General features: G+C 59.0%; 29 protein-coding genes. 15 read left to right on the forward strand and 14 right to left on the reverse strand.

The features are described from left to right. Positions 1 to 272 precede the first annotated feature (272 nt). Together AB4P97_RS02615 and AB4P97_RS02620 are read right to left on the reverse strand one after the other, a co-directional pair. Positions 273 to 479, reverse strand: coding sequence for a hypothetical protein (locus AB4P97_RS02615; protein WP_115147713.1), 207 nt, complete (start codon positions 477 to 479; stop codon positions 273 to 275). A gap of 151 nt (positions 480 to 630) precedes the next feature. Further along, entirely contained in the window at positions 631 to 822 is a 192-nt protein-coding gene (locus tag AB4P97_RS02620; RefSeq protein ID WP_042558085.1) for a DUF1508 domain-containing protein, read from the reverse strand. Between the two features lie 350 nt (positions 823 to 1172). Between AB4P97_RS02620 and AB4P97_RS02625 the strand changes: the two genes are divergently transcribed. Together AB4P97_RS02625 and AB4P97_RS02630 are read left to right on the forward strand one after the other, a co-directional pair. Continuing rightward, entirely contained in the window at positions 1173 to 2093 is a 921-nt protein-coding gene (locus tag AB4P97_RS02625) for a LysR substrate-binding domain-containing protein (protein WP_047300083.1), read from the forward strand. A gap of 70 nt (positions 2094 to 2163) precedes the next feature. Then, a complete protein-coding gene (locus AB4P97_RS02630; RefSeq protein WP_047300084.1) occupies positions 2164 to 2523 on the forward strand; it encodes a 5-carboxymethyl-2-hydroxymuconate Delta-isomerase in 360 nt (119 codons plus the stop codon). On the opposite strand, the gene AB4P97_RS02635 is transcribed toward AB4P97_RS02630, so the two are convergent. Both AB4P97_RS02635 and AB4P97_RS02640 read right to left on the reverse strand, forming a co-directional pair. Further along, the gene (locus tag AB4P97_RS02635; protein ID WP_042558088.1) at positions 2520 to 3455 is read right to left on the reverse strand and encodes a LysR family transcriptional regulator; all 936 of its coding nucleotides are present in this window, start codon (positions 3453 to 3455) and stop codon (positions 2520 to 2522) included. The two genes, AB4P97_RS02630 and AB4P97_RS02635, sit on opposite strands and share 4 nt — an antisense overlap. A 185-nt stretch (positions 3456 to 3640) precedes the next feature. Then, the gene (locus AB4P97_RS02640) at positions 3641 to 4825 is read right to left on the reverse strand and encodes a cyanate transporter (protein WP_395602039.1); all 1185 of its coding nucleotides are present in this window, start codon (positions 4823 to 4825) and stop codon (positions 3641 to 3643) included. A 312-nt stretch (positions 4826 to 5137) separates the two neighbouring features. Between AB4P97_RS02640 and AB4P97_RS02645 the strand changes: the two genes are divergently transcribed. The 5 genes from AB4P97_RS02645 (at position 5138) to AB4P97_RS02665 (ending at position 9945) form a co-directional block, all read left to right on the forward strand. Then, positions 5138 to 6787 carry a phosphoethanolamine transferase gene (locus AB4P97_RS02645; RefSeq protein WP_395602040.1) on the forward strand — a complete coding sequence of 550 codons (1650 nt, stop codon included), beginning with the start codon at positions 5138 to 5140 and terminating at the stop codon, positions 6785 to 6787. Positions 6788 to 6916: 129 nt separating this feature from the next. Next, on the forward strand, positions 6917 to 8050 hold the full coding sequence (gene rnd, locus AB4P97_RS02650; RefSeq protein ID WP_047300092.1) for a ribonuclease D: 1134 nt from the start codon (positions 6917 to 6919) through the stop codon (positions 8048 to 8050). Then, positions 8047 to 8340, forward strand: a complete 294-nt coding sequence (locus AB4P97_RS02655) for a YcgL domain-containing protein (RefSeq protein ID WP_042558092.1) — start codon at positions 8047 to 8049, stop codon at positions 8338 to 8340. The genes rnd and AB4P97_RS02655 overlap by 4 nt, the downstream gene beginning before the upstream one ends. 104 nt (positions 8341 to 8444) lie before the next feature. Further along, positions 8445 to 9377, forward strand: coding sequence for a D-2-hydroxyacid dehydrogenase (locus AB4P97_RS02660; protein ID WP_042561975.1), 933 nt, complete (start codon positions 8445 to 8447; stop codon positions 9375 to 9377). Between the two features lie 118 nt (positions 9378 to 9495). Beyond that, positions 9496 to 9945, forward strand: a complete 450-nt coding sequence (locus tag AB4P97_RS02665) for a YcgN family cysteine cluster protein (protein WP_042558093.1) — start codon at positions 9496 to 9498, stop codon at positions 9943 to 9945. A 163-nt stretch (positions 9946 to 10108) separates the two neighbouring features. Here the strand turns inward: AB4P97_RS02665 and AB4P97_RS02670 are convergent, their stop codons facing one another. The 4 genes from AB4P97_RS02670 to AB4P97_RS02685 all read right to left on the reverse strand — a co-directional run bounded on the left by AB4P97_RS02670 (position 10109) and on the right by AB4P97_RS02685 (position 12348). Beyond that, positions 10109 to 10486: a DUF2892 domain-containing protein gene (locus AB4P97_RS02670; protein WP_395602041.1), complete on the reverse strand. Its 378-nt coding sequence runs from the start codon at positions 10484 to 10486 to the stop codon at positions 10109 to 10111. Between the two features lie 81 nt (positions 10487 to 10567). Next, positions 10568 to 11038, reverse strand: a complete 471-nt coding sequence (locus AB4P97_RS02675; protein ID WP_007911337.1) for an RNA methyltransferase — start codon at positions 11036 to 11038, stop codon at positions 10568 to 10570. A 203-nt stretch (positions 11039 to 11241) separates the two neighbouring features. After that, positions 11242 to 11613, reverse strand: coding sequence for a YajD family HNH nuclease (locus AB4P97_RS02680; RefSeq protein WP_007911336.1), 372 nt, complete (start codon positions 11611 to 11613; stop codon positions 11242 to 11244). A 48-nt stretch (positions 11614 to 11661) separates the two neighbouring features. After that, positions 11662 to 12348 (reverse strand): spermidine synthase, encoded by a 687-nt coding sequence (locus tag AB4P97_RS02685; RefSeq protein ID WP_042558095.1) that lies wholly within the window; start codon positions 12346 to 12348, stop codon positions 11662 to 11664. A gap of 79 nt (positions 12349 to 12427) precedes the next feature. On the opposite strand from AB4P97_RS02685, the gene AB4P97_RS02690 reads away from it, so the two are divergent. Continuing rightward, a complete protein-coding gene (locus AB4P97_RS02690; RefSeq protein WP_042558096.1) occupies positions 12428 to 12712 on the forward strand; it encodes a hypothetical protein in 285 nt (94 codons plus the stop codon). On the opposite strand, the gene AB4P97_RS02695 is transcribed toward AB4P97_RS02690, so the two are convergent. Then, positions 12709 to 13182: a cyclic nucleotide-binding domain-containing protein gene (locus AB4P97_RS02695; protein WP_042558097.1), complete on the reverse strand. Its 474-nt coding sequence runs from the start codon at positions 13180 to 13182 to the stop codon at positions 12709 to 12711. The genes AB4P97_RS02690 and AB4P97_RS02695 overlap by 4 nt on opposite strands. Before the next feature lie 117 nt (positions 13183 to 13299). Next, positions 13300 to 15354 carry a S9 family peptidase gene (locus AB4P97_RS02700; RefSeq protein ID WP_395602042.1) on the reverse strand — a complete coding sequence of 685 codons (2055 nt, stop codon included), beginning with the start codon at positions 15352 to 15354 and terminating at the stop codon, positions 13300 to 13302. A 225-nt stretch (positions 15355 to 15579) separates the two neighbouring features. Between AB4P97_RS02700 and AB4P97_RS02705 the strand changes: the two genes are divergently transcribed. Genes AB4P97_RS02705 through AB4P97_RS02715 form a run of 3 tightly spaced genes read left to right on the forward strand, consistent with a single transcriptional unit; the run spans position 15580 to position 17426 of the window. After that, positions 15580 to 16077 (forward strand): hypothetical protein, encoded by a 498-nt coding sequence (locus AB4P97_RS02705; protein ID WP_042558100.1) that lies wholly within the window; start codon positions 15580 to 15582, stop codon positions 16075 to 16077. 16 nt (positions 16078 to 16093) lie between these two features. Next, entirely contained in the window at positions 16094 to 16870 is a 777-nt protein-coding gene (locus AB4P97_RS02710) for a class II glutamine amidotransferase (protein WP_042558101.1), read from the forward strand. Between the two features lie 13 nt (positions 16871 to 16883). After that, on the forward strand, positions 16884 to 17426 hold the full coding sequence (locus tag AB4P97_RS02715) for a DUF2937 family protein (protein WP_150594356.1): 543 nt from the start codon (positions 16884 to 16886) through the stop codon (positions 17424 to 17426). A 93-nt stretch (positions 17427 to 17519) separates the two neighbouring features. Here AB4P97_RS02715 and AB4P97_RS02720 read toward each other — a convergent pair whose 3' ends face one another. Continuing rightward, positions 17520 to 18434 (reverse strand): LysR family transcriptional regulator, encoded by a 915-nt coding sequence (locus tag AB4P97_RS02720; protein WP_395602043.1) that lies wholly within the window; start codon positions 18432 to 18434, stop codon positions 17520 to 17522. Positions 18435 to 18593: 159 nt separating this feature from the next. Between AB4P97_RS02720 and AB4P97_RS02725 the strand changes: the two genes are divergently transcribed. The 4 genes from AB4P97_RS02725 (at position 18594) to AB4P97_RS02740 (ending at position 22324) form a co-directional block, all read left to right on the forward strand. Further along, positions 18594 to 19880: an MFS transporter gene (locus AB4P97_RS02725; protein ID WP_395602044.1), complete on the forward strand. Its 1287-nt coding sequence runs from the start codon at positions 18594 to 18596 to the stop codon at positions 19878 to 19880. Positions 19881 to 19956: 76 nt separating this feature from the next. Continuing rightward, positions 19957 to 20709: a 5-oxoprolinase subunit PxpA gene (locus tag AB4P97_RS02730; protein ID WP_273878419.1), complete on the forward strand. Its 753-nt coding sequence runs from the start codon at positions 19957 to 19959 to the stop codon at positions 20707 to 20709. Beyond that, positions 20706 to 21410 (forward strand): 5-oxoprolinase subunit PxpB, encoded by a 705-nt coding sequence (gene pxpB, locus AB4P97_RS02735; RefSeq protein WP_261735208.1) that lies wholly within the window; start codon positions 20706 to 20708, stop codon positions 21408 to 21410. Before AB4P97_RS02730 ends, pxpB begins: the two co-directional genes overlap by 4 nt. After that, positions 21407 to 22324 carry a biotin-dependent carboxyltransferase family protein gene (locus tag AB4P97_RS02740; RefSeq protein ID WP_042558107.1) on the forward strand — a complete coding sequence of 306 codons (918 nt, stop codon included), beginning with the start codon at positions 21407 to 21409 and terminating at the stop codon, positions 22322 to 22324. The genes pxpB and AB4P97_RS02740 overlap by 4 nt, the downstream gene beginning before the upstream one ends. Positions 22325 to 22412: 88 nt before the next feature. On the opposite strand, the gene AB4P97_RS02745 is transcribed toward AB4P97_RS02740, so the two are convergent. From AB4P97_RS02745 to AB4P97_RS02755, 3 genes are all read right to left on the reverse strand, one after another. Beyond that, complete coding sequence (locus tag AB4P97_RS02745; protein ID WP_042558108.1) at positions 22413 to 23591, reverse strand: VWA domain-containing protein; 1179 nt, start codon at positions 23589 to 23591, stop codon at positions 22413 to 22415. A 12-nt stretch (positions 23592 to 23603) separates the two neighbouring features. Further along, complete coding sequence (locus AB4P97_RS02750) at positions 23604 to 24449, reverse strand: MoxR family ATPase (protein ID WP_042558109.1); 846 nt, start codon at positions 24447 to 24449, stop codon at positions 23604 to 23606. Positions 24450 to 24592: 143 nt separating this feature from the next. Continuing rightward, positions 24593 to 25669 (reverse strand): DUF748 domain-containing protein, encoded by a 1077-nt coding sequence (locus AB4P97_RS02755; protein ID WP_042558110.1) that lies wholly within the window; start codon positions 25667 to 25669, stop codon positions 24593 to 24595. Positions 25670 to 25743: the final 74 nt, after the last annotated feature.

The following is a 25743-nucleotide window of genomic DNA, read 5'->3' on the forward strand; positions in this document are numbered from 1 at the left end:
GCTGAAATATACCTCTAGGAATGACTGCTTTTGGCCGAGAGCCGGCGTTTCTGTTTAGGGCAAAATTAGGGCATATGGAAGGCCGCTTGAGCCCACTGTACGCCAACGGCGAAGCTCGAAAGCGCCGTTTTTGGCGGGCTAAAGCGGCCTGCAAGGACTTCAGAAGGGGTTCGAATCTTTATCTCTCCGCCATACATAGAAAAAGCCCCCAGGACGAACCTGTGGGGCTTTGCATTTCAGCCGGGTCTACATCAAACCCCTCGGCGGTCCGCTCACGGCTGAGAATGCCCCAGCTTCCGTTTGATCAGTTCATAAACTTCCTTGTGCGTCGAGTTATGCAGCGAGTTGTCCTTGCATGCCGAGGCAAGGAAGGTTTTGACTTCCTCCTTGGCGTGCGGATAAAGGCTGGCGACGTAGTCTGCTTCGTGGGCTTGTGTGCAGTTGAAATGCTTGTCGTCTTTCGCTTTGTCTCTAGCCATGTCTGCGGCTCCTTTTGAGTTCAATGATTGGGTGAAACCGGGCCGGATTGCCCCATACGCAACAGAGCGTAGGAGAGGAAAGGAGGCCCGCCAGTCGTTAAAGCAAAAAAGGAAAAGGCTGTAGGACGTTGTCGCGCAATGATTCTCGCGGTTAAATTTCCTTAACCGGTGTATCTCCATGCGCACTCTTGATCAACTCGATCACGTGTAAACAATCCGCCTTGTTCACATACGACTCGCCACTGGCGATGGTCTCGTGATTGCCCGCGCGCAGCCTCCAGCGCCATTGGCCTTTGCCTGTAGTGGGGGTGCCTCTGGATTGCCTGTAAATCTCGAAATATATTCAGTTCGCTCCATGCGATTAATACGTGCGACAGCCTATGTGGCGCATCGACGCAAGCCTAGCGCAGGCGGTTTTTTTGGCCATCGGACATTTGTTTCCAATCGTTGGGGGATGTTTCTGAAGGGCTTGAGCCAGAGCGTCTGGTGTGTCCGGTTGATTGGCTGTATGGCGTACTTTCTCGACAGACTTTTCCCGCGCCCCCATGAGATTTTTTCGTCAGTTGCTCGATCTTGAGTTGGTCATCCGGACGGGTTTGAATCGCCTGCCGGTGGACCGACGCATCATGGCGATGGACGCCGCCCCCCAGGCCTTTCTACACTGCCCGCATTCCGGGGAGCAGGGGGCTATGGATGAACCGCAATGAACTTCGCAAGGCTGACATCAACCTGATGGTGGTGTTCGAGACCTTGATGCTCGAACGCAACGTCACCCGCGCGGCGGAAAAGCTGTTTCTCGGCCAGCCGACCATCAGCTCGGCGCTCAACCGATTGCGCACGATGCTCAACGATCCGTTGTTTATTCGCGTCGGCCACCGTATGGAGCCGACGGCCCGTGCCGAAGATATCTTTCGCCACCTCAAGCCTGCGCTGGATTCGCTGTCGGTGGCGCTGAGCCTGACCCGCGATTTCGATCCGGCGGTGAGCACCATGACCTTCCGCATCGGGCTGTCCGATGACGTCGAGTTCGGCCTGTTGCCGCCGCTGTTGCGCGCGCTGCGTCAGGAAGCACCGAGCGTCGTGTTCGTTGTGCAACACGTCGATTACTGGCGGATCCCCGACTTGCTGGCCGCCGGCGACATCACCGTCGGCATCAGCCAGACCCGTGGCCTGCCGGCCAATGCCAAGCGCAAACTGCTGCGGCACATTCAGCCGAGCATCCTGCGTGCCGACGCCTCCGATACACCGCTGACCCTCGATGAATACTGCGCGCGTCCGCACGTGCTGGTCTCCCATACGGCCAACGTCAGCGGCTTCGCCGATGAGTGGCTGGCGGAACTCGGTCGTACCCGTCAGGTGGTGCTGTCGGTGCCGCAATACAGCGCGTTGCCGGCGCTGTTGGCCGGCACCGACCTGATCGCCAGCCTGCCGGACTACACCGCCGCAGCCATGGCCACTTCCGGATTGCTGTTCAAGGAACCGTTCCCGTTCAAGACGCCGACGCTGGACCTGTCGATGGTCTGGCTCAGCCACGTCGACAGCGACCCGGCCGAGCGCTGGTTGCGCTCGCGGCTTGAAGCGTTCATGAGCGAAAGACCTCTGATCCCGGCGTGACCCCAACAAGGGCGCTGCGACTGGCTGTGTTATATGTATGCCCCCCCAACCCGCTGACTGGAGCATCCCCATGCCACACCTGCACATGGAATACACCGCCAACCTGCCGCAGTTGAACGCCGACCTCGCGTTGATCCGGCTAAACAACACGTTGGTGGGTTCCGGTCAGTTCGCCGCCGAGTTCGATATCAAGAGCCGTGCGGTAAAAGTGGAAACCTTCAAGGTCGGCACGGCCATGGGCGAGCGGGCGTTTGTGCATGTGAAACTGGCGCTGCTCAGTGGTCGTTCGGCGGAGACCAAGAAGCAGCTGTCGCAAAGTCTGCTGGCGGTGTTGCAGGAGCTTTGCGAATGGCCGGCCGGCGTCGAGGTGCAGTTGTGTGTGGAACTGTTGGATATCGACCGCGAGTCCTACAGTAAAGCCGCCATTTAGCCTGCTTCCAGCTCGCTGCACACCTTGATCACTTGCTCGCGCAGCCACACGTTGGCGCTGTCCTGATCGGCGTTCTGGCTCCATTGCATATCGAGGGTGAATCCCGGTAGGCCATTGGGCGCCTCACAGTGATTAAACACCGCATCGTTGGTGAGTAAACGCTGGATGCGCCGGGGCAGGGTGAGGATGAAATCTGTGCCGGTGATCATCTTCAGTGCGGCGCTGTAACTGTTCGAGCGCGCGACGATCTGGCGTTTCTGTGCCTGCCGTGCCAGCCAACCGTCGACCATATTGGTGGTGGACGTCCACGGTGTCGGGAACACATGCCGCCGCTCGGTGAACGCTTGCAGGCTCAATCGCGGCTCCAGTGGCGTGGCGCGTTTGTCGAAGACGCAGACCAGGTCATCCTCCAGCAGCATTCGCGATTTCAGGTCAGTGTGGTGGCGGTGAAAATTGGGGCCGAAACTGATCACCAGATCGAGGCTGCCATCGCGCAATTCGTCGGCCGGGACGTCAGTTTCGAACTTGTGCACGTTGACCATCACCGGCAAGTCATCGAAGTCGAAACGTTTCAACAGGCGGGGCAGAATCAGTTGCTCGAAATATTCCGGTGCGCAGATGTTGAACGTGACCGCTTGCTGGGTCGGGTTGAACACCGGGGCGCCGGCGTGGCACAGGTTGATACTTTCAAGAATCTTCTGCACATGGCCGTACATGCTGCAGGCCTTGTAGGTGGGGCGCATGCCCGTGCGAGTGTTGATGAATAGCTCGTCTTCGAAACTGGTGCGCAGTTTTTTCAGGCAATAACTGACGGTGGACTGACTGACATACAGCGTTTCCGAAACATCGGTGACGCTGCTCTGCTCATACACGGCGACAAACACCATGAGATCCTGCATGTCGAGTTTTCGAAGCAAGTTACTGTTCAGCATCCGTACTGTCTCGCTGTGCTCCTTGCGCTGAATACGCGCAAACGTGTGCGAACGATCCTAACGGAACGATGGTTCCAGGACAAAGCCTTGTAGGACATTTCACGGACAGTTGTGGGACAGAAAGTTTTAGGAAGACGACTTCATCAATCAATCCGCTGAAACATGGCCAGAGGCCTCTAGCCCGATCATTGGAACTGGCGTGCGTAATGCCGGGGATCGAAACGCCACACCATGAGAAGCATGACCACCATCACTGCGGTCAGTGACCACCACGCCCATTCGAAGCTGCCCAGCTGATCGCGGATCATCCCCGCCATCAGTGGCGAGAGCCCGGCAATCAGATAGCCGATTCCCTGTACGAAGGCGGTCAGACCTCCGGCGCGCTGCGGGTTGTCGAGGTGATCGAGTGAAACGATCAGGCTCATCGGGAACAAGCCGCCAATCCCCAGACCCAGCAGGCACGGCCATAACAGGCTGAGGTATTGCGGGCTGAGGATCAGTCCACAGAAACCGCCAATGATCAGCCCGAGAAGCGCCATCAGCACCACACGACGATCACGGCTGCGATTGGCAATGGCGGGCACTACCAGGCCGGAAATCACCTCCATGGCGGTCAGAAAACCTAACAACAGCCCGGCGCTTTGTTCGCTCCAGCCTTTTTCAACGTAGTACGGCGCGAGCCAGGCGAGCACGCACGTGTAGGACGCTGTCCCCAGGCCGAAGAAGATTGCGAGTAACCAGGCGCGGGAATGTTTGAAGAAGGATTGTTTTCTTACAGCTGGCGCCGAGCCCCGAGGCGTATTCACCCGCTGTGCCCACCAGAACAACAATGCCAGCAGTGCCAGCCCTGCCCATATCGCCAGACCGACGCGCCAACTGCCAGTGCGTGACATGACCAGTGGTGCAAACGAGGCGGCGATGGCCGCGCCGCCCATGATCGAGGTCACATACAGGCCCATGCACAGCGCCACGTTGTCGGGAAAACGCGACTTGATGAACGCCGGCATCAAGGCCTGAATCAGGGCGATCCCGAACCCGGCGAGCACGGCACTGACAATCAGCTCGGCGGCCGAATCAACAAACAGGCGTGCCACGGTCGCCAGACCAATGATGGCCAGCGACATCAGTACCGTGCGTTGCTCGCCGAGGCGCTGGCTGATGCCCATTGCGAAAAACATCGCCAATCCCATCGCCATGACAGGGAGCATCGTCAGCAACGAGGCGACGCTGAAACTCAACGCAATATCGCCACGTATCGCCGATAACAACGGCCCAACTGCCGCCATTGATGGGCGCAGGTTAAGGCCGACCAAGACTATGCCGAGCATCAGCCAGGTTGCGGGGCGGGCGGTGATGCGGACGTTTTCCATGTTCAGACCTTAAAACCGAAGGCTGACGATTAGGCGCGTACTCACCTGAGAGGGGCAAATCAGAAAATCCACGACCCCACCTAAAAATCAAATAACCTCGCGACCCCCTGCAGGAGAATCCTGCGATTCGCTGAACCAGACCTGAACCATTCTCAAATACTTCGCAAGTTTTGGCTTTTAGCCATCAACCAACTAATCGTTATCTTATTTTTCACAAAAAATTGATGGTTGCCTGCTTAAAGTTTGTGCTGTCTGAGTCAATGAACTTTTCACAATTGGCGATGGCACTTCTCTTCAGGAATATCCTTAATCATGTTGAAGTTAAAAGCCGTGCGCCCGGAATGGGTGACGTTGTGTGCCAGTGCGTTTTTTTTAGCTGGATTCAACTTTGTGCTTTGGCAGCACCTGTTCGCGATTACCTCGGCGGATGCCAAGGGCATAGCCCTGCGTGTCGCTTTCGGGGCGATGATCTTCGCGGCCTTCAACATTGTGCTGACCTTCCTGGCGTTTCGCCGAGTCTTGAAACCGGTACTGATATTGCTGTTCCTGATCAGCGCCAGCGTGGCTTATTTCATGAGCCAATACGGTGTATTGATCGATGCAGGGATGTTGCGTAACTTCGCAGAAACCAATGTCACCGAAGTTCGTGACCTGCTCTCTCTAAAGTTGCTCGCTTATATAGTCTTTTTAGGTGTGGTGCCGTCCTGGATACTGTGGAAAGTTCCAGTCGACTACCGCCGTTGGCACCGCGAGTTGTTCAGCAAGGTCATTGTGAGCTTTGCCTCAGTGGCGGTCATCGGTGGGGTGGCGCTGGCCAACTACCAGGGTTTGTCATCCTTGTTTCGCAATCACCACGAATTGCGCCTGATGCTGGTTCCGAGCAACTACATCGGCGCATCGGCCGGTTATCTGCGTGAACAAGTCGCTTCTGCGCAGCAGCCATTCGTCAAGATCGGCGAGGATGCTCAGCGCGATGTTGCCTCGCAGAATCATCCGCGCAAATCCTTGACCGTATTGGTGGTGGGTGAAAGTGCGCGGGCGGAGAACTTTGGCATTTTGGGGTATGACCGCGACACCACGCCAACACTCGACAAGGAAGCAGGGTTGATTGCGTTTACCGATGTGCATTCCTGCGGCACGGAAACGGCGGTCTCAGTGCCGTGCATGTTCTCCAACATGGGCCGCAAGAACTATGACGCCAGTAAGGCGAAGAATGAAGAGGGTTTGCTGGATGTGCTCAAGCGCGCGGGGATCGACGTGATCTGGCGCGATAACCAGTCCGGCTGCAAAGACACCTGTAATCGCGTCACTGTGCAAAACGTCAGCAACTTGAAAGATCCGACGTTGTGCGCCAACAGCGAATGTCGCGACGAAATTCTCCTGCAAGGCCTGCAGGGTTTTATCGATCATCTGGACAAGGACACCGTGCTGGTATTGCACCAGATGGGCAGTCACGGCCCGGAGTACTTCAAGCGTTATCCGAAGGAGTACGAGCACTTCACCCCGGTCTGTGAAAGTAATGCGCTGAACAACTGCAGCCGCGAAAGTATCGTTAATGGTTACGACAACACGCTGGTGTACACCGACCATGTGCTGTCGAGTCTGATCGATGTGTTGCGCAGCAATCAGGACAAGGTCGATACCGCGATGCTGTATCTGTCTGATCACGGTGAGTCGCTGGGCGAGTACAACCTGTTCCTTCACGGCACGCCTTACATGCTGGCGCCGGAGCAGCAGAAACATGTCGCCATGCTGGCGTGGTTCTCCGACAGCTATCAGAAGTCCTACTCGGTCGATACGCATTGCCTGCAAATGACTCGCGACAAGCCATTGAGCCAGGACAATCTGTTTCATTCGATGCTGGGCCTGCTGGAAGTGCACAGCTCGGTGTATCAGCAGGATCTGGACATGTTCGCGGGCTGCCGTGGCGCGGTGATCGACGGGGTGTTGGCCAAAGAGTGAGCCAGCAGACTCACCTTGTAAGACTATTCTTCCTTCAGGCGGGAGATTTCATCAAGCTCTTGTCCAGTTGAGGCGCGGAAACCGCCAGTGGCGATATATACTGCGCGCCATTCTTCAAGGGAGAGCCGTGTGGCCATCGATATTCACTGGATTCGCGACAACGAAAGCCTCGCGCAATTTTGCGCCGAGTGGCAGCAGCTGCCTTTCGTGGCCATCGACACCGAATTCATGCGGGTCGACACCTTCTACCCGATTGCCGGCCTGTTACAGGTTGGCGACGGCAAGCGCGCCTACCTGATTGACCCGCTGAGCATCAATGCCTGGCAACCACTGGCCGCACTGCTGGAAAACCCGGCCGTGCTTAAAGTCCTGCACGCCTGCAGTGAAGACCTCGAAGTCCTGTTGCGCCTGACAGGCAGCCTGCCAGCGCCAATGTTCGACACGCAATTGGCCGCCGCTTATCTGAACCTCGGGTTCTCGATGGGTTATTCGCGGCTGGTGCAATCAGTGCTCGGCATCGAACTGCCGAAGGGCGAAACCCGCTCCGACTGGTTGCAGCGTCCGTTGTCCGACACGCAAATCAGCTACGCCGCCGAAGATGCCGTGCATCTGGCGGAGGTTTTCGTACAGTTGCGCCCGAAACTGTCTGACGACAAGTTCGCCTGGGTACTGGAGGATGGCGCTGAACTGGTCGCCAACCTGCGTCGCGAAACCGATCCGTACGAGGTTTATCGCGACGCCAAACTGGCGTGGAAACTGTCCCGTGCGCAGTTGGCCGTGCTGCGCGAACTGTGCGCCTGGCGCGAACGCGAGGCCCGCGCGCGCGACCTGCCGCGCAACCGTATCGTCCGCGAGCATTCGCTGTGGCCGCTGGCCCGCACGCAACCGGACTCGCTCAGTGCTTTGGGCAAGATCGAAGACATGCACCCGCGTACCGTGCGTCAGGACGGCGAATTTCTGCTTGATCTGATCAAGCGCTCTGGCAGTGTGGGCCCTGATCAATGGCCGCCCGCTGTGCCGGAGCCATTGCCGATCGAAGCGGCCGCGTTGATCAAGCAACTGCGCGCCCTGGGGCAAGCCGAGGCCGAGCGCCTGGACATCGCCCCGGAACTGATGCTGCGCAAGAAAACCCTCGAAGCCCTGGTCAAAAGCGGCTACCCCGAGGGTCCTTACCAATTGCCTGAGTCGCTGCGTGGCTGGCGCCGCGAACTCATGGGTCAGAAGCTGCTCGACAGCCTGGCCACCGCGGGAGAACAGCCTTGAAACGTATTTGCTCCATTTACCAAAGCTCGAAACGCAGCGGCATGTACCTCTATGTGCTCAAGAGCGATGAGCTTGAGCGTGTTCCGGAAGCCCTGATGCTGGCGTTCGGCAAGCCGAAACACTCGTTCAATCTGGTGCTGTCGCCGGAGCGCAAGCTGGCCAGCGAAGATATCGTCGTGGTGCTGGAAAACCTCGACAAGCAGGGCTATCACCTGCAAATGCCACCGGCCGAGGACGAGTACATCGAGCACTTGCCCGAAGAGTTGTTGCGCCGCAACGACCCAATGTGATCGGCGAGGCCCTGTTCTGGGCCTCGTTAACCCTGGAACTGTTTTTAACGCGATGGCCGCGATGAATGTTGTGGCCATCTGCACGATTTGCGAAAGGTTTGAAGATGCGCGTTCTGATTGCTGAACACGACCACGCGATATACGCCCGGCTGCTGCAACAGGCGGCGCCGGAGCTTGAAGTGCTGACCAGCGGCGACTCGGCTGAACTGGCTCAACTGGCTGCCGACTGCCCGGTGTGGCTGGGACAGCCGGATCTGCTCGCGACCTTGTTGCGCCAGGGGCATCAACCGCAATGGCTGCAATCGACCTGGGCCGGCATCACACCGCTGCTCGCCGACGGCCTCTGCCGGGATTATCGCTTGACCCGCGCGGTGGGGATTTTTGGCCAGGTGATGGCTGAATACGTGCTGACCTATATGCTCGGCCACGAACGCGAAGTGCTGGCACGGCTGGTCAGCCAGGTCGAGCGTAAATGGGACAACCGCACCGGTCAGAGTCTGGTCGGGCGCAAGGTGCTGATCGTCGGCACCGGCGACATCGGCCAGAGCGTGGCGCAGTTTCTGCTGCCGTTCGGCGTTGAGTTGTACGGTATCGCCAGCAGTGCCCGCGAGCAGGCGCCGTTTGTCGAGGTCGGCTCAATGGCGGATCTGCCGCGACTGGTGGGCGAAGTGGATTACGTGGTCAACCTGCTGCCCAATACCGAACACACCCACGATATCTACGACGCGGCGCTGTTCAAGCAATTCAAGCCGACCGGGTTGTTCATGAACGTCGGGCGGGGCGTGGCAGTGGTCGATGCGGATCTGGTGGAGGCCCTCAAGGAAGGTCATCTGGCGGGCGCGGTGATCGACGTCTGCCGTCAGGAGCCACTGCCGCAACGTCACCCGTTCTGGACGGCGTGGGGCTTGCTGCTCACCGGTCACAGCTCGGCACCGACGTCACCGGCGTTGATGGTGCAGTTGTTCGTCGACAACTTGAAGGCGTATCAGGCGGGTGAAGCATTGCGCGGGGAAGTGGATTTCAATCGCGGTTATTGATCGCGTCGCCACAGAAACTGACAAGTGCGGGGCAACCGGCAGTCGCCAGCGCTTGGCCCGCCGGGCCTTCGGCACTAGACTGGCGGCCTTTTCACCACCTGATGTTGATGCTTGAGCCATGGCCGCCAAAGTCGAACCGTTCTGGATACGCAAAACCCTCGATCAACTGGATCTGGAGGAATGGGAATCGCTGTGCGACGGCTGTGGCCTGTGCTGCCTGCAAAAACTCGAGGATGAGGAAGACAACAGCGTTTACTACACGCGCATCGCCTGCAAACTGCTGGACCTGAAAACCTGCCAGTGCAGCGACTACCCGAACCGCATCAAGTTTGTCCCGGACTGCATCCAGCTCACTCCCGGCCAGGCTGAAGAGTTCAAATGGCTGCCGCCGACTTGTGGTTATCGACTAGTGAGCGAAGGCAAGGATCTGCCGTTATGGCATCACCTGGTGTGCGGCGACCGAGATGCGGTGCACCACGAAAGGATTTCCCAGTCCGGGCGCATGCTTGCCGAAGGCAGCGTGGCAGAGGATGACTGGGAAGATCATCTGATTTTCCGCGCGGGTTAACGAACAAACGTCCTGGATAATGTGTTGTTTATTAATACCGCCATCGCTGGCAAGCCAGCTCCCACAGGTTTATCTGAATGGCACAGATCCTGTGAACACTCCAAAACCCTGCGGGAGCTGATTTGCCACCGATGAGGCCGGGAGCCTCATCAACAGCTCTGGTTCAAACCCCGGCTTTCGGCGATTTCACCGAATCATTGCCAGTAACGGTTGCGGTGCTGGTCGCAGCCTCGGCGTTGGCCTTCAGCTTGCTCAGTTCTTCACCGGCGAGCTCGATCTTGGCCCGCACGTTGTTCATGTCCTGACGGCTTCTCTCGAACAGGCTTTTCACCGAACTGTGCCCGGTAATGCCACGGGCCATGGCCACACCGCCAATCGCCACCTGAATCAACCCGAACACACCGCCACGGCGCAGGCCCTTGCCGACCATCACTACGCCGCCGGCCAGTGAGCCAATGCGCTCCCAGCCCTGAACATTCTGGTCGGACGGGGACTGAAACGGGGTGGATTCGATACGCTCGACGCGTTTGAGCTCGGTCATGATCTTTCTCCAGGCAATGAATAATGGATAAACAAGCTGACTGCCAGAGCGGTCAGCTTGTTCCATCGGATGTGCGACGCTTCAGCGGAATTTTGGCCCGGAGCGGGTATTCAGGCCCTTGGCCATGCGGTCGTAGAGCACAACGTTGACCGTCGCGGCGAGGTTCATGCAACCGGTGGTCGGGATGTACACGACGTCTTCGCACCAGTCGCGGATCTCTTTATCAAGCGAGCCGTCTTCCGGGCCGAAGATGTACAGCGCGCGGTCCGGGTGGGTGTATTCCGGCAGCGGGCGGGCGCCTTCCACGAGTTCCACAGCGACCGGCACGCAGTTGAGCGGGAGGATCTTTTTCAGATCATCGATACCGATCAGCGGGATGTCGTAATGCACGCGCTTGGTGTCGGTGACGAAATCGGCGGCGCGTTCATAACGTTTGCCGGTATAGAACACCGACGCCACGCCGTAACAGCCTGCGGCGCGCATCACCGAACCGACGTTCTCCGGTGATTTTGGGTTGTACAAACCAATGCAGCTGTAACGTTTGTCTGCCACGAGCGGGGAGCCTTCGGGAAAAAGAGCGCGATTATACGGGGATTGGGGGAGGGCGGGCAGCTTCGATATCTGCCGTATCTGATCCGGCCTTATCGCTGGCAAGCCAGCTCCCACAGGTATTTCGGGGGTACACAAAATTGTGATCGACCCAAATCACTGTGGGAGCTGGCTTGCCAGCGATGGGGCCAGTGTGGGCATGAAGATCAGTCTTCTTTCTTCATCAGCCCGGCCAATGCAGCAAACGGATTGTGCGTCGCCTTGGCAATCTTCGGCGTGCTCAGCGAGCCTTCGCTGAAGTATTGCTGGTCGGTATAACGCGAGTGCTCGTTGTCATGGCAGTACAGGCACAATAACTCCCAGTTCGAGCCGTCCTGCGGGTTGTTGTCGTGGTTATGGTCACGGTGGTGCACGGTCAGTTCGCTCAGGCGCTTGCCGGAAAACTCACGGGTGCAGCGGCCACACACGTGCGGGTACATCTTCAGGGCCTTGTCGCGGTAGCCCATTTCCTTGTCGCGCTGGTTGTCGGCGAGGATGCGATCGAGCTTCGACGTGTTGGTGGGGGTGGACGAACTCATGGGTTCACCTTTGCAGAAGACTAAAGACGGTTATGTTCGCAGTTTAGCTCAGCCCTTGAGCTTCTCGGCAATCCAGATGGTGTGGCGCGTGCCTTTGTTGCCGTGGGCGAAGACCTGCACTTCTTCGGCCTTGAAACCGGCCTTCTTCAATTTGTCGGAAAACTGCCGATCGGCGCTGGCCGACCACACGGCGAGTACGCCTTTGGGGCGCAAGGCCTTGGCGCAGGCGTTCAGCCCGGCGGCGGAGTACAACCAGCTATTGGCCTTCTGGGTCAGGCCTTCAGGGCCATTGTCGACGTCGAGCATGATCGCGTCGAAACCGTTCGGCTCGCTTTGCAGCACATTGGCAACGTCTTCCTGGCGGATCACCGTGCGCGGATCGAGCAGCGGGCGACCGGACTTTTCGCCAAGCGGGCCACGGTTCCACTCGACCACGCCCGGGACCAGTTCAGCGACCACGACTTCGGCGGTTTTGCCTAGGTGCTTGAGTGCAGAGGCGAGGGTGAAACCCATGCCCAGGCCACCGATCAGCACCCGCGAATCCGGACGTCCGGCGACCTTGCGGCAAGGGATCTCGGCCAAGGCATCTTCAGAGCCGTGCATGCGCGTGTTCATCAACTGCCCGCCGTCGCCGCCCTGGATCTTGATGACAAAATCCTCGCCATACTCGAACAGGCACAGGGCACCGCCGCTTTCAGGGATCGGGGTGGTGTCGAGCAGAACAAAACGTTTCATGGAAATCTCTACAAGGGGGAAGGCAAGCAGGCCCGTTGGGAGTAGCCTGAGCGCAGACTAAGGCCAAACGGAGCCCTTGATGAAGCGCACCATTCTAACGGTCATTGCCCTGGCCGCGCTCGCGATTACTGCAGCGCAGGCACAGCAGGCCATTCCGGTCAGCCCGGCGCCGCAACCCGGCTCGCCCGGGACCGCAACGCCGACGCCATACCCGCAGATCACACCGATCAACATTCCCAAATCGGGCGCCGGCAGTGGCAGCCCACCGCTGGTGCCGATCGAAATGCCCAGCCCGCCGAGCAAGGATCAACCGGTACCGGGCATCGAGCCGACCGGCACCAAGGCGAAAACCCCGGGCGGTTAAATCTGCTGCGCCGCCAGTTGGCCGTCAGCCATGCGCAGGCGTTTGGACAGCGAGACGGCGAGGGCGCGGATGATCTTGGCGGCGATCTTCGGTGCGTCGTTGAGCATTTTTTCCAGCGAATCCTTGCCCAGGTTCAGCAACTGACAATTGCTCGCCGCGATGCACGTCGCCGAGCGTCGCTCGCCATCGAGCACGGCCATTTCTCCAAATGCCCGACCACTGCGCAGCGTGGCCATGGTAATGACCTGGCCGTCGGGCCCGGTTTTCTGCACGGCGACCTGGCCGGTGTGAAGAATGCACATGAAGCTGCCGGCATCGCCTTCGCGGAAAATCGCCTCGCCCTCAGCCACGGTGCTGATGCTGAAGTAGCCGGAGGCTGCGGCAAAATCCGCCGGCGCTAATTGATCGAACAGGCCGCAATCCATCAGCCAGTCGCGGATTTCATTGTTCAGTAAGGTTGGTTCTGACATGTCATTGCTGTCTTTTTGTTTTCTCGGTTTTCAGGCGCTATATGAACCCTACATTGGATTTGTGGGGTATCGGCCTCTTGGGTCTGCAATTAAGACCCAAGTGACCGACGGAGTTCCTCAGGCAAGCCCCAGAACCTTGAAAACAAATGCATATTCGAGCGCTACGTCACGTAATCCCTGATATCGCCCGCTCATTCCACCATGCCCGGCGCCTAATTCGGTCTTGAGCAGCAGCACATTGTCGTCAGTCTTGTTCGCGCGCAGTTTCGCCACCCACTTGGCCGCTTCCCAGTACTGCACACGGCTGTCGTTGTAGCCGGCGATGACCAGCGTTGCGGGATAATTCTGCGCGCTGACGTTTTCGTACGGCGCATAGGCCTTGATCCGCTCATAGACGTCCGGGTCTTCGGGATTGCCCCACTCGTCGTATTCCGTGACGGTCAGCGGCAGCTCCGGGTCGAGCATGGTGTTGAGTACGTCGACGAACGGCACTTCGGCAATCGCCACACCAAACAGATCCGGCCGCTGATTAAGCACCGCGCCAATCAGCAAACCGCCGGCGCTGCCACCGCTGATCGCCAGTTGTGGCGCAGTGGTGATGCCGTTGAGAATCAAAAACTCGGCGCAGGCGATGAAGTCGCTAAAGGTGTTGTGCTTGTGCTCCTGCTTGCCGGCGCGATACCAGGCTTCGCCCAGCTCACCGCCGCCGCGCACGTGGGCGATGGCGAAGGCCATGCCGCGATCGAGCAGGCTCAAACGGGCATGGGAGAACCACGGGTCGAGGCTCGAACCGTAAGCGCCGTACCCATAGAGGTAGAGCGGCACCGGTTTGCCGACCATTTCACGTTTCATCACCAGACTGATCGGCACTTGCGTACCGTCCGGAGCGGTCGCCCACAGGCGCTGGCTGACGTAGGCGTCGGCGTCGAACGGGCCGAGCACCGGGGTTTCCTTGAGGACGGTTTGTTCGCCCGTCGCCAGAATCAGTTGGCGTACCTGAGCGGGGCGATTCAAGGCCTCGTAGCGCAGACGAATGCGATCGCTTTCAAATTCCAGACTGTTTTGCACGTAGAGGCTGTAGGCCGCGTCCGGCAATTGCACGCGATAAGGCGTCAGGCCATGTGGGTGAACTTCAATGATCGGCAGGCCACCTTCGCGCAGGCTCAGGGTCATCGCTTCGGTGTTGAGGGTCACGCCGTCGAGCATCACCGTATCGCTGTGCGCGATCAGGTTCTGCCAGTCGGCCTCGCTCGGCGCGACACCCGTATCCGGCGCTTGATACAGGGCGAAGTTGATGCCGTCGCGGTTGGTGCGGATGAACCACGTCCATGCGCCATCGAGCATGCCGTGATCGACATCGTATTCATGGTCTTCGACCCGAGGCGCCAGGCAAGTGAACGGCAGATGCGGCTGATTGGCGTCCAGCGCCCAGACTTCGCTGGTGGTCTTGCTGCCCAGCGACAGCAGCAATTGCTGCTCGGAGCTTGAGCGGTAGCAGTGCAGGAAGAAGCGCCCGTCCGGTTCGTGGAACACTTCTTCGGCCGCGGTGCCGTCCAGGCGATAACGGAACAGTTTGTAAGGGCGATGAGTGTCGTCGAGGGCGCCGAAAAACAGCGTCAGGCTGTCGTTGGCCCACGTCATGCTGCCATCGCAGTCTTCGAATTCCAGTTCGCTGACCTTGTCGTTGGACAGTTCCTTGACGAACAGGGTGTAAATTTCATCGCCCGAGGCATCGACGCTGTAGGCCAGACGCTGGTGATCGGGGCTGATGCTGAACGCACCCAGCGAAAAGAAACCGCCATTGGCCAGCACGTTCGGGTCGAGCAGCAGCTGTTCGCGGCTTTCGTCGAGGGTCAGGCTGTCGTCCGCCGGGCGCGGGCAGCGGTAATGCCGAGCGTATTCATCGCCCGCCGTGGTGCGCGTGTAATAAAGGTACGGACCCCACGGCGAGGGCAGGGACAAATCGGTTTCCAGGATGCGGCCCTTGATCTCTTCGAACAGGGTTTCGCGCAGCTCGGCCTGGTCGGCGGTTTGCGCTTCCTGATAGGCGTTTTCAGCCTTGAGGTAATCGAGCACCGCGTCGGTGTCGCGTTCCTGCAGCCAGGCATACGGGTCGGCACCGGCCGCCTTGCGGGCAATCGGGGCACTCATGACGTTGGCGGATTGGGGCATGGAAGGCTCTCGGACAATGTACGGAATCAGGGTTTTCGCCGCTCTGGAAATCACTGCAGCCTCTGTGAGAGCGAGCCTGCTCGCGAAAGCGGTGGGTCAGATAATGATGTTTCAACTGACCGTCCGTATTCGCGAGCAGGCTCGCTCTCACAGGTTGTGTGTCTATTGTGACAAGCCTGGCGGGCGAAAAGTCGTTACTATAAGCGCCTCTTTGCCTGCCTTGCCATGGACACCATGACCGAGAACGACTATCTGATCGCCTGGGGCCTCTACGGCTTTGCCGCTGTAGGCTGCCTGTTGGTATGGATGCGCCTGACCCGCTGGATGTGGCGCTGGTTGCGCGAGCCACTTCGTGTACTGATGGCGGTGCTGCTGTTCAGCCCGACTATCGTTGATCCGGTGAAGGAAATGGTCGCCCCGGCCATCGCCATCACTGCGCTGGATCTGGCGTTCAAGGTGGGCAACAACGCCTGGCGGGCGGTCTCCGATCTGTTCATGTACGGCATGATTGCCTTCGGCATCTACCTGATTTACGTGCTGATCCGCTTGCCGATCGAGCGCGCGTCCAGAGCTCGCCGCGAACAGGCTGAAGCTGCCAAAGCCGCCGCCCGCGCCGACGATCGTGACGATGATCAACCCTTCGGCGCCGCCGGAGACGACCGCTACGGTCGCCCGCCGGTACCGAACAATCCGCAGCGCATGCGGGTCGAGCCGCGTCTGTAATCCCGAGAGTCCGCACATGTGTGAATTACTGGGCATGAGTGCCAACGTGCCGACCGATATCGTCTTCAGCTTCACCGGGCTGATGCAGCGCGGCGGTCGCACCGGCCCGCACCGCGACGGTTGGGGCATTGCGTTCTATGAAGGCCGTGGCCTGCGGCTGTTCCAGGATCCGGCGGCGAGTTGCGAGTCGGAAGTCGCCAACCTGGTTCAGCGCTATCCGATCAAGAGTGAAGTGGTCATTGGCCACATCCGTCAGGCCAATGTCGGCAAGGTCTGCCTGTCCAACACCCACCCGTTCGTCCGCGAACTGTGGGGGCGTAACTGGTGCTTCGCGCACAACGGCCAACTCGCCGACTTCACCCCGATCAAAAGTTTCTACCGCCCGGTCGGCGATACCGACAGCGAAGCGGCGTTCTGCGATTTGCTCAACCGTGTGCGTGCAGCATTTCCCGAACCGGTCGATATAGAAGTGCTGCTGCCGGATCTGGTCGCCGCGTGCGCCGAATACCGCAGCAAAGGCGTGTTCAACTGCATGCTCAGCGACGGCGACTGGCTGTTCTGCTATTGCACGACCAAACTGGCACAGATCACCCGGCGCGCACCGTTCGGCCCGGCGCGGCTCAAGGATGTCGACGTGATCGTCGATTTTCAGGCCGAAACCACGCCAAACGATGTGGTGACGGTCATTGCGACTGAACCGTTGACCGAAAACGAAACCTGGACCCGCTACGAACCGGGCCAATGGAGCCTGTGGCGACGCGGCGAATGCGTAAGCCAGGGCAAGACCGAATAAGGATTTGCATCCCATGTTGCTCAGTTATCTACGGCTGGTGTTGTTTGCGGCGGGCCTGTTGATCGGTGTCCAAGTGCCGGGATTCATCAACGATTACGCGAAGCGGGTCGAGGCGCATCTGATCGAGGCGCAGACCGGTCTGCGCGGGTTTCAGGGCACTGCCGAGCAGTTCTTCAAGGGCGACATTCAGGCGCTGGTCGCGCATTACCGCGCCAGTGAAGACCCTGTGTTTCGCAGCGACGCCGACAGCCTGAGCACCCTGCTCAACCGTCAGATTGCACTGGATAAGCAATTCCAGGCGATGCAGGGCCCTTGGTACATCCGCTTCCTGCAAGTGGTGCTGGCCGCCGATCCGGATATTCGCAAGGAAACCTGGAATGGCTACAGCTACCAGATTCTGCTGACGCCTGAAGCCATGATCTGGGGCATGAGCGGGGCGTTGTTGCTGTCGTTCGGCATCGAATGCCTGTTCCGGCTGATCGACTGGGTCGTGCTGGGCGGCAGGCGCCTGCGCCAGAGCCGGCCGATCGAAGACCGCGACGTGCGCGGCCTCTAAGGCACTGGATCAAAAGATCGCAGTCTGCGACAGCTCCTACATGGGGATGTGCATTTCCCTGTAGGAGCTGCCGAAGGCTGCGATCTTTTGCTTCTAAATATTCAGCTTGATGTAACCCGTGCCCACCTTGCGCGCATACCCCGCCAACACCTGCTGACACAACGTCACGATCTCCTCGACCCACTCGACCCCCACCCGCCACGACACCACCACCTGCAACGCCGGCGGTGTTTTATCGATGCCGAGCAAGGTCAATTCCCCGCGCGCCAGTTCCTCGGCTACCAGCACCGGTGGCAGCGCACCAATGCCAAACCCGTCACGCAGTAACCGGGTAATCGCCGACACCGAATTCACACAGTTCAAGCGCGGCGCCAGCACGCCGCTGGCCTGCATCAGCGCCAGAATGTCTTGATGCGGTCGCGAGTTTTTCGAGTAGGTGATGATCCGCTCCTGTGCCAGTTCGGCGAGATCGGCGTACTCGCGGTTGTAGATCGAATTGCTGGCGACGATCCAGCCCAGCGGATGGCTGGCCAGTTCCAGGCTGCGCACGCTTTCATGGCGCACCAGGTCGGTTTGCAGGATGAGATCGAGAAAGCCTTTTTGCAGCTGATCGCAGAGATTGAGCGACGTATCCGCCACCAGCTCGATTTCAACTTGTGGATACAGCTCGGTCATCTGCGCCACCAATGGGCTCAGCCAGGTGTGAATCACCGTGTCCATGACACCGATACGCACACGGCCGACTTTGCTCGAACGGGTCTCGATCGATTGCTTCAGTGCCTGCATGGTGTCGAGCATCTGCTCGGCATAGTCCAGCACTTTCAAGCCTTCGGGCGTCAGGCTCACGCCACGCGAATCACGCAAAAACAGCTTCACACCGAGTTCGCCTTCAAGCACCGCAATGCGGCTGGAAATCGACGCCTGGGTGGTGAAAAGCTTGTCGGCGGTCAGACGAAAACTCTTCAGCCGGGCGACCCAGACAAAGGTCTCGAGAAACTTCAGGTTCATGGGCAAGGCTCGGGTGACAAATTTTTCTTATGCCTAAGGCGAGGTTTTATTCGTTGGACGCAGCAGGGCTACGGGACGAAAAATCGGCGCATCCGGTTCCCACGATAGGCGTCGTCGGGGCTGCGAACAAGACCAATAAAAAACCTGCGGAGATTTGCCATGAGTGCTCCCGACACTATCGATCTAACCAAGCCATCGGCGCGTCCGGGGCCGTTCGACTGGTATCGCAACATCAACCAACAGGAGCGCCGGACGTTCTGGAGCTGCAAGATCGGCTACGGTCTGGACGGCATGGACACGCAGATGCTCAGTTTCGTCGTGCCGACCCTGATCGCGATGTGGGGAATCACGACCGGTGAAGCGGGACTGATTCACACCAGCACCTTGATCGCTTCGGCCATTGGTGGTTGGGTCGCCGGCATTCTCTCCGACCGCATCGGTCGCGTGCGCACGCTGCAACTGACCGTGCTGTGGTTTGCCTTCTTTACCTTCCTGTGCGGCTTCGCGCAAAACTACGAACAACTGCTGATCGCTCGTACCCTGATGGGCTTCGGTTTCGGCGGTGAATGGACCGCAGGCGCAGTGCTGATCGGCGAGGTGATCCGCGCCAAGGATCGCGGCAAAGCCGTCGGCATGGTGCAATCCGGTTGGGCGCTGGGCTGGGGCCTGACCGCGATACTGTATGCGCTGCTGTTTTCGGTATTGCCACCGGAAGACGCCTGGCGGGCGCTGTTCATCCTCGGCATTGTCCCGGCGATTTTCGTGATTTTCGTGCGGCGTCTGGTCAAAGACCCGGAGATCTATCGCGAGGCCAAGGCTGCGCAAACTCCGGAAAATCAGGCGAAGTTCTACGAGATATTCGCCCCCGGCATGCTCTTCACCACAATCCGTGCGTCGTTGCTGACCACCGGTGCGCTGGGCGGCTACTACGCGATCACCTCCTGGCTGCCGACCTTCCTCAAAAACGAGCGTGGCTTGAGTGTGCTCGGCACGGGCGGTTATCTGGCGATGGTCATCGTCGGCTCGTATGTCGGCTATGTGATCAGCGCCTATCTGACCGACCTGTTGGGTCGCAAGAAGAACTTCATCCTCTTCGCCGTCGGTTCGTTCACCATCGTTCTGCTGTACACGCAATTGCCAGTGAGCAACGGCGTGATGCTGTGGCTGGGCTTTCCGTTGGGGTTCTTTGCTTCGGGGATTTTCAGCGGCATGGGCGCGTTTCTCACTGAGCTGTTCCCCACGCGAATTCGCGGTTCAGGCCAAGGTTTCTGCTACAACATCGGTCGGGCACTGGCGGCACTGTTTCCGCTGTTTATCGGTCTGCTCAGCCAGAAAGTGCCATTGAGCGTGGGCATTGGGGCCTTTGCCGCGGTGTCGTACGGCGTGGTGATTCTCGCGGCGTTGAGCTTGCCGGAGACTCGCGGCAAGCAACTGGATGCGCAGTAACTGATAACCTGCGGGGCATTGCCCAACGGGCTTTGTCCTACGGATAGAAAGACAAGAAGCTACAGGAGTGTTTACCGTGAGCCGCCTGTTATTGAACTGCGACATTGGCGAGAGCTTCGGCAGCTGGACCATGGGTCTGGATGACGAGGTGATGCCCTTCATCGATTGCGCCAACGTGGCCTGCGGTTTCCATGCCGGCGATCCGAGCATCATGCGTAAAACAGTCAGCCGTGCGCTCAGCCACGGCGTGCAGATTGGCGCGCACCCCGCGTATCAGGATCTGGTCGGATTCGGTCGCCGCTCCATGGCCTATTCCGCGCAAGAGTTGCAAGACATCCTGCATTACCAGATTGGCGCCCTCGACGGTATCTGCCGAGCCCAGGGCGCGCGGGTCAGTTACGTCAAACCCCATGGCGCGATGTACAACGACATGATGGCCAACCCGGCGCAGTTGCGCGCAGTGATTCAGGCCGTTGCCGCCTACGACCGCGCGTTGCCGCTAATGCTCATGGCAACCCGCGACAATGCGGCGGCGCAGCAGCTCGGTGACGAGTACGGCGTGACCCTGTGGTTCGAAGCCTTCGCCGACCGCGCCTACGACAGCGCCGGCCGACTGGTCTCGCGGCATCAGCCGGGCGCTGTGCATCACGACCCGCAAAAAATCATCGAGCAAGCCTTGATCATCGCTCGTGGTGACGCGCTCACCGCTAGCGATGGCAGTGCATTGCATTTGCAGGCCAACACCCTGTGCGTGCATGGCGACAACGCCAGTTCGGTGGCTGCCGTGCAGCGCATCCGTGAGGCTTTGAATCAGCAGAACGCGCCATGAATCCACGGATTGAAGTGGTGGCGCTGGATTGCCTGATGCTGCGCCTGTTCGATGAAATCGCCGAAGCCAACATGCCGTGGATGCTCGCGGCCAGCGTGCGGTTGCGTGAAGTGTTCGGCGCGCAGCTGATTGACCTGGTGCCGTCCTACACCACATTGATGGTGCATTACGATTTGACGTCGTTGAGTCCGAAGCAGGCGCGGGAATTGATCGCTGAGGCGTTGATCGATCTGTCGCCAGATGCGCGAACCGTCGGTCAGTGCCACGTGTTGCCGGTCTGGTACGACCTGAGTGTCGGCCCCGAGCTGAGCTTGATCGCCGAGCGCAGCGGTCTGGCCGTGGAGGAGGTGATTCGTCGCCACAGCGCCAGGGAATACCAGGTGTTCGCCCTCGGTTTTGCGCCGGGTTTTGCTTTCATGGGACTGGTCGAAGAGGTTCTGGCAGCGCCGCGTCTGAATACCCCGCGCAAGAAAGTTGCCGCTGGCAGCGTCGGTATTGCCGAGCGGCAAACTGCCGCTTACCCCGTCGTATCGCCCGGTGGCTGGAACCTGATCGGTCGCACCCCGACGAAGCTCTTTGATCGCAATCGTGACGGCTACAGCCTGATGCAGCCCGGTGACACGGTGCGGTTCGAAGCGGTCAGTCATGCCGAGTTCATCAATCTGGGCGGTGATGACACGCCGCTGGAGGCGCTGACATGAGCCGACTGACGATTGAAACCAGCACACCGCTGTGCCTGTTGCAGGACGCCGGGCGCTTTGGCGTGCGACATCTGGGCGTGACTCAGGGCGGCGCGGCGGATTGGTGTTCGATGGGTTGGGCCAACTGGTTGCTGGGTAATGGACTGGATGTGCCGGTCATCGAAATCACCTTGGGCGGGTTTGCGGTGGTGGCCGAAGAGGACTGCATGCTGGCGCTGGCCGGGGCTGATCTTGGTGCGCTGATCGACGGCCAGGCGTTGGCGCCATGGCGCAGTTTCAAATTGAGCAAAGGGCAGACATTGCAGTTTACCCAGCCATTGCTCGGCGCCCGGGCTTATCTGGCGGCGCCCGGTGGCTTCGACGCGCCAAAGGTATTGGGCAGCAGTGCAACGGTGGTGCGCGAAGAGCTTGGCGGGCTTGATGGCATGGGCTTGCCCTTGGCCAAGGGCTCGACGCTGAGCTATCACGGCGAAGCCGCTCAAATGCGCGAAGTAACGCATCAGCAGCAACCGGACCTGCGCTCGAATGAGCCGCTGGACCTGGTGCTCGGTGCGCAAATCGGTCAGTTCAGCGGGCAGAGTCTGTTTGACGTGTTCAATAGCGCCTGGACGCTCGACAGTCGCGCCGATCGCATGGGTATTCGCCTGTTAGGCAAGGCATTGCAATATCAAGGGGTGCCGATGATTTCCGAGGGCATTCCGCTAGGCGCGGTGCAGGTGCCGCCGGACGGGCAGCCGATTGTGTTGCTCAATGATCGGCAGACCATTGGCGGCTATCCGCGCCTGGGGGCGTTGACGCCGTTGGCGTTGGCGAGATTGGCGCAGCGCCTGCCTGGGGCGCAGGTGCGGTTGAGGCCGGTAGTGCAGGAAGTTGCGCACCGCGAACATGTCGAGTATTTGCAGCGTCTTGGTTGAAGATCAAAAGATCGCAGCCTTCGGCAGCTCCTACAGGGGAAACGCGGATTCCTCTGTAGGAGCTGCCGAAGGCTGCGATCTTTTGCTTTTACTTGGACAAAAACCGCATCCCTTCTTCCAGCCCGCGAAGGGTCAGCGGATACATCTGATCCTCGATCAAATCCCTGACGATATTGGTCGACGAGGTATACCCCCACGTATCTTTCGGATACGGGTTGATCCAGATGAGCTTCTTGTACTTCGCCATAAACCGCTGCATCCACACATATCCCGGCTCTTCGTTCCAGTGCTCGACGCTGCCGCCGGCCTGGGTGATTTCATAAGGCGCCATGGCGGCGTCACCGATGAAGATCACTTTGTAGTCGGCTCCGTACTTGTGCAGCAGGTCCTGGGTTGAAGTGCGCTCGGAAGTACGGCGCATATTGTTTTTCCACACCGACTCGTACACGAAGTTGTGGAAGTAGAAATACTCCAGATGCTTGAACTCGGTCTTGCAGGCCGAGAACAGTTCCTCGCAGATCTTCACATGCGCATCCATCGAACCGCCGATGTCGAACAGCAGCAACAGCTTCACCGTGTTGCGGCGTTCCGGACGCATCTGGATGTTCAGCAGACCGGCATCTTTGGCTGTGTGGTCGATAGTGCCGTCGATATCCAGCTCTTCCGCGGCGCCCTGGCGGGCGAATTTACGCAGGCGACGCAGGGCAACCTTGATGTTGCGCGTGCCCAGTTCCACCGAGTCGTCGAGGTTTTTGTATTCGCGTTGATCCCAGACTTTCACCGCTTTGCCCTGGCGCTTGCCAGCATCGCCGACCCGAATGCCCTCCGGGTTGAACCCGCCGGAGCCGAACGGACTGGTGCCGCCAGTGCCGATCCATTTATTGCCGCCGGCGTGACGTTCCTTCTGTTCTTCCAGGCGCTTTTTGAATTCTTCGATCAACTTGTCCAGGCCACCCAGGGACTGGATTTGCGCACGTTCCTCGTCGCTCAGCGAGCGCTCGAACTCCTTACGCAGCCAGTCTTCGGGAATCAGCGCCTGCAGGTGATCGTCGAGCTTTTCCAGGCCATTGAAGTAAGCGCCGAACGCACGGTCGAACTTGTCGAAATGCCGTTCGTCCTTCACCAGAATCGCCCGCGACAAGTAGTAAAACTCGTCCATGTCGGCGAACGTGACGCGCTGTTTCAGCGCGTTGATCAGGTCGAGCAGCTCGCGCACCGATACCGGCACTTTGGCTGCACGCATTTCATTGAACAGGTTGAGCAACATGGCATCAGCCTCTTAGCGGGTGCCGCGACGGCTCATGAACGCGAGGCGCTCAAGCAGTTGCACGTCCTGTTCGTTCTTGACCAGCGCGCCTGCCAGCGGCGGGATGGCTTTGGTCGGATCGCGCTCACGCAGCACTGCTTCGCCGATGTTGTCGGCCATCAGCAGCTTCAGCCAGTCGACCAGTTCCGAAGTCGATGGCTTCTTCTTCAGGCCCGGCACCTTGCGCACGTCGAAGAACACGTCCAGCGCTTCGCTGACCAGGTCCTTCTTGATGTCCGGGTAATGCACATCGACGATTTTCTGCAGGGTGGTGCGGTCGGGAAAGGCGATGTAATGGAAGAAGCAGCGACGCAGGAAGGCGTCCGGCAGCTCTTTCTCGTTGTTGGAGGTAATGATGATGATCGGGCGCTTCTTGGCCTTGATCGTCTCGTCGATCTCGTAAACGTAGAACTCCATCTTGTCGAGTTCTTGCAGCAGGTCGTTCGGGAACTCGATGTCGGCCTTGTCGATTTCGTCGATCAGCAGAATCACCCGCTCTTCGGACTCGAAGGCTTCCCAGAGCTTGCCTTTCTTCAGGTAGTTGCGCACATCGTGGACTTTTTCCGTGCCCAGCTGCGAGTCGCGCAGACGGCTGACCGCGTCGTACTCGTACAGACCCTGGTGGGCCTTGGTGGTGGACTTGATGTGCCAGGTGATCAACTTGGCGTTGAACGATTCGGCCAGTTGCTCGGCGAGCATGGTCTTGCCGGTACCGGGCTCGCCCTTGACCAACAGCGGCCGCTCCAGGGTGATGGCGGCGTTGACTGCCAGCTTCAGGTCATCGGTGGCAACGTAGGCCTGGGTGCCTTCGAACTTCATCTGCTAATCCTCGAACGGTAACGCCGACCTGAACGGGCAGGGCGGGGGCGAAATAATCGGATGCCCCGACTATAACGCGCAGCCCGGTCGACTGTGAACGCAGACGGCTTATTCAGTCTCTGAATGGGGCGTCACATGTTGACTCAACCCTCATCCGGCTTCGGCCGCTCATAGCGAGCATTGAACGCCTGAACAAATCCATTGCGCAAAATCTGCAAAAACGCTTCGAACGCGTTGATATTTTGCTGATGAACATTGCCGCTCAGTTCTACGCGAGTGGCGAACTGGTTTTTGACCTGGTTCTTCAACACGGTTTCGGTACCGCCGACCAGTGCTTCCCAGACCGAGCGAAACAGTCCTTTGTTTTTGTTCTCGACGTCTTGTTGCCAGTCGAACACATCGACGTCGCGCAGCAGCGGTTTGATGTAACCGGTGACTTTGGCTTTTTCGGCTTTCGCTTCAATCACCACGTCGCCATGGCCGGCATTGAAATCGAACTTGCCATAGGCGGAAGCGAAATCATTCATTCGCTTGAGCTCGATGTCTTTTGCGCGAAGTCGAAACTCGAAGTCTTCGAAGTTGCTCAGCGGATCGAAGGTCGCGGTAGTTTCCAGAGGAGCATGGCCGAGCAACAAGGCTTTGCCCTCGAAACGCGCATCTCGTTTGCCTTCGGTGTCGACCACGTTGGTCAGGTTGTAGATGCTGGCATCGACGTTGGTTGCATTCATGTTCACGGGCGGTTTGGAGTTGAAGTTGCGGAACGTGATTTTCCCGTCGCTGATGCGCACTTCGTTAAGGGTAATCGGCAGGAGTTTGCCCAATTGCTCGCGCCAGTCAGTACCTTGACCGGTCTGGGAGTTCTGCTTGTTGGCGCCGCCGTCGACAAAGTTGATTTCGGGATTGAAGAATTGCACTTCGCCCACCACCGCATGGTCGTACCACAACGAGTGCCAGCTCACCGCCAGATCAATCACGGGCGCATTGACGAACGGCACGGGTACCTTGCCGTCGACTTTGACGATTTTCAGGCCGTTGATTTTGTAAGCGCCGCGCCACAGCGCCAGGTCAACATCGGTCACCTGGCCACGGTAATCACCCATGTCCGCCAGTTTGTCATTCAGATAGTCGCGCACCAGGTAGGGCAGGGCGATATGCAAGGCGACCAGTAACACAATGACGGTGGCGAAGGCCCACAACGGCCAACTGTAACGACGCTTCATGGTGACGATTCCCGAACGATATAAAGCGATTGACTGCGGACGTCGACAGACGTTCGACCCGACTGGACTGTGAT

The organism is Pseudomonas sp. A1230 (genome assembly GCF_044218825.1).
Classification (GTDB): Bacteria; Pseudomonadota; Gammaproteobacteria; order Pseudomonadales; family Pseudomonadaceae; genus Aquipseudomonas; species Aquipseudomonas iridis.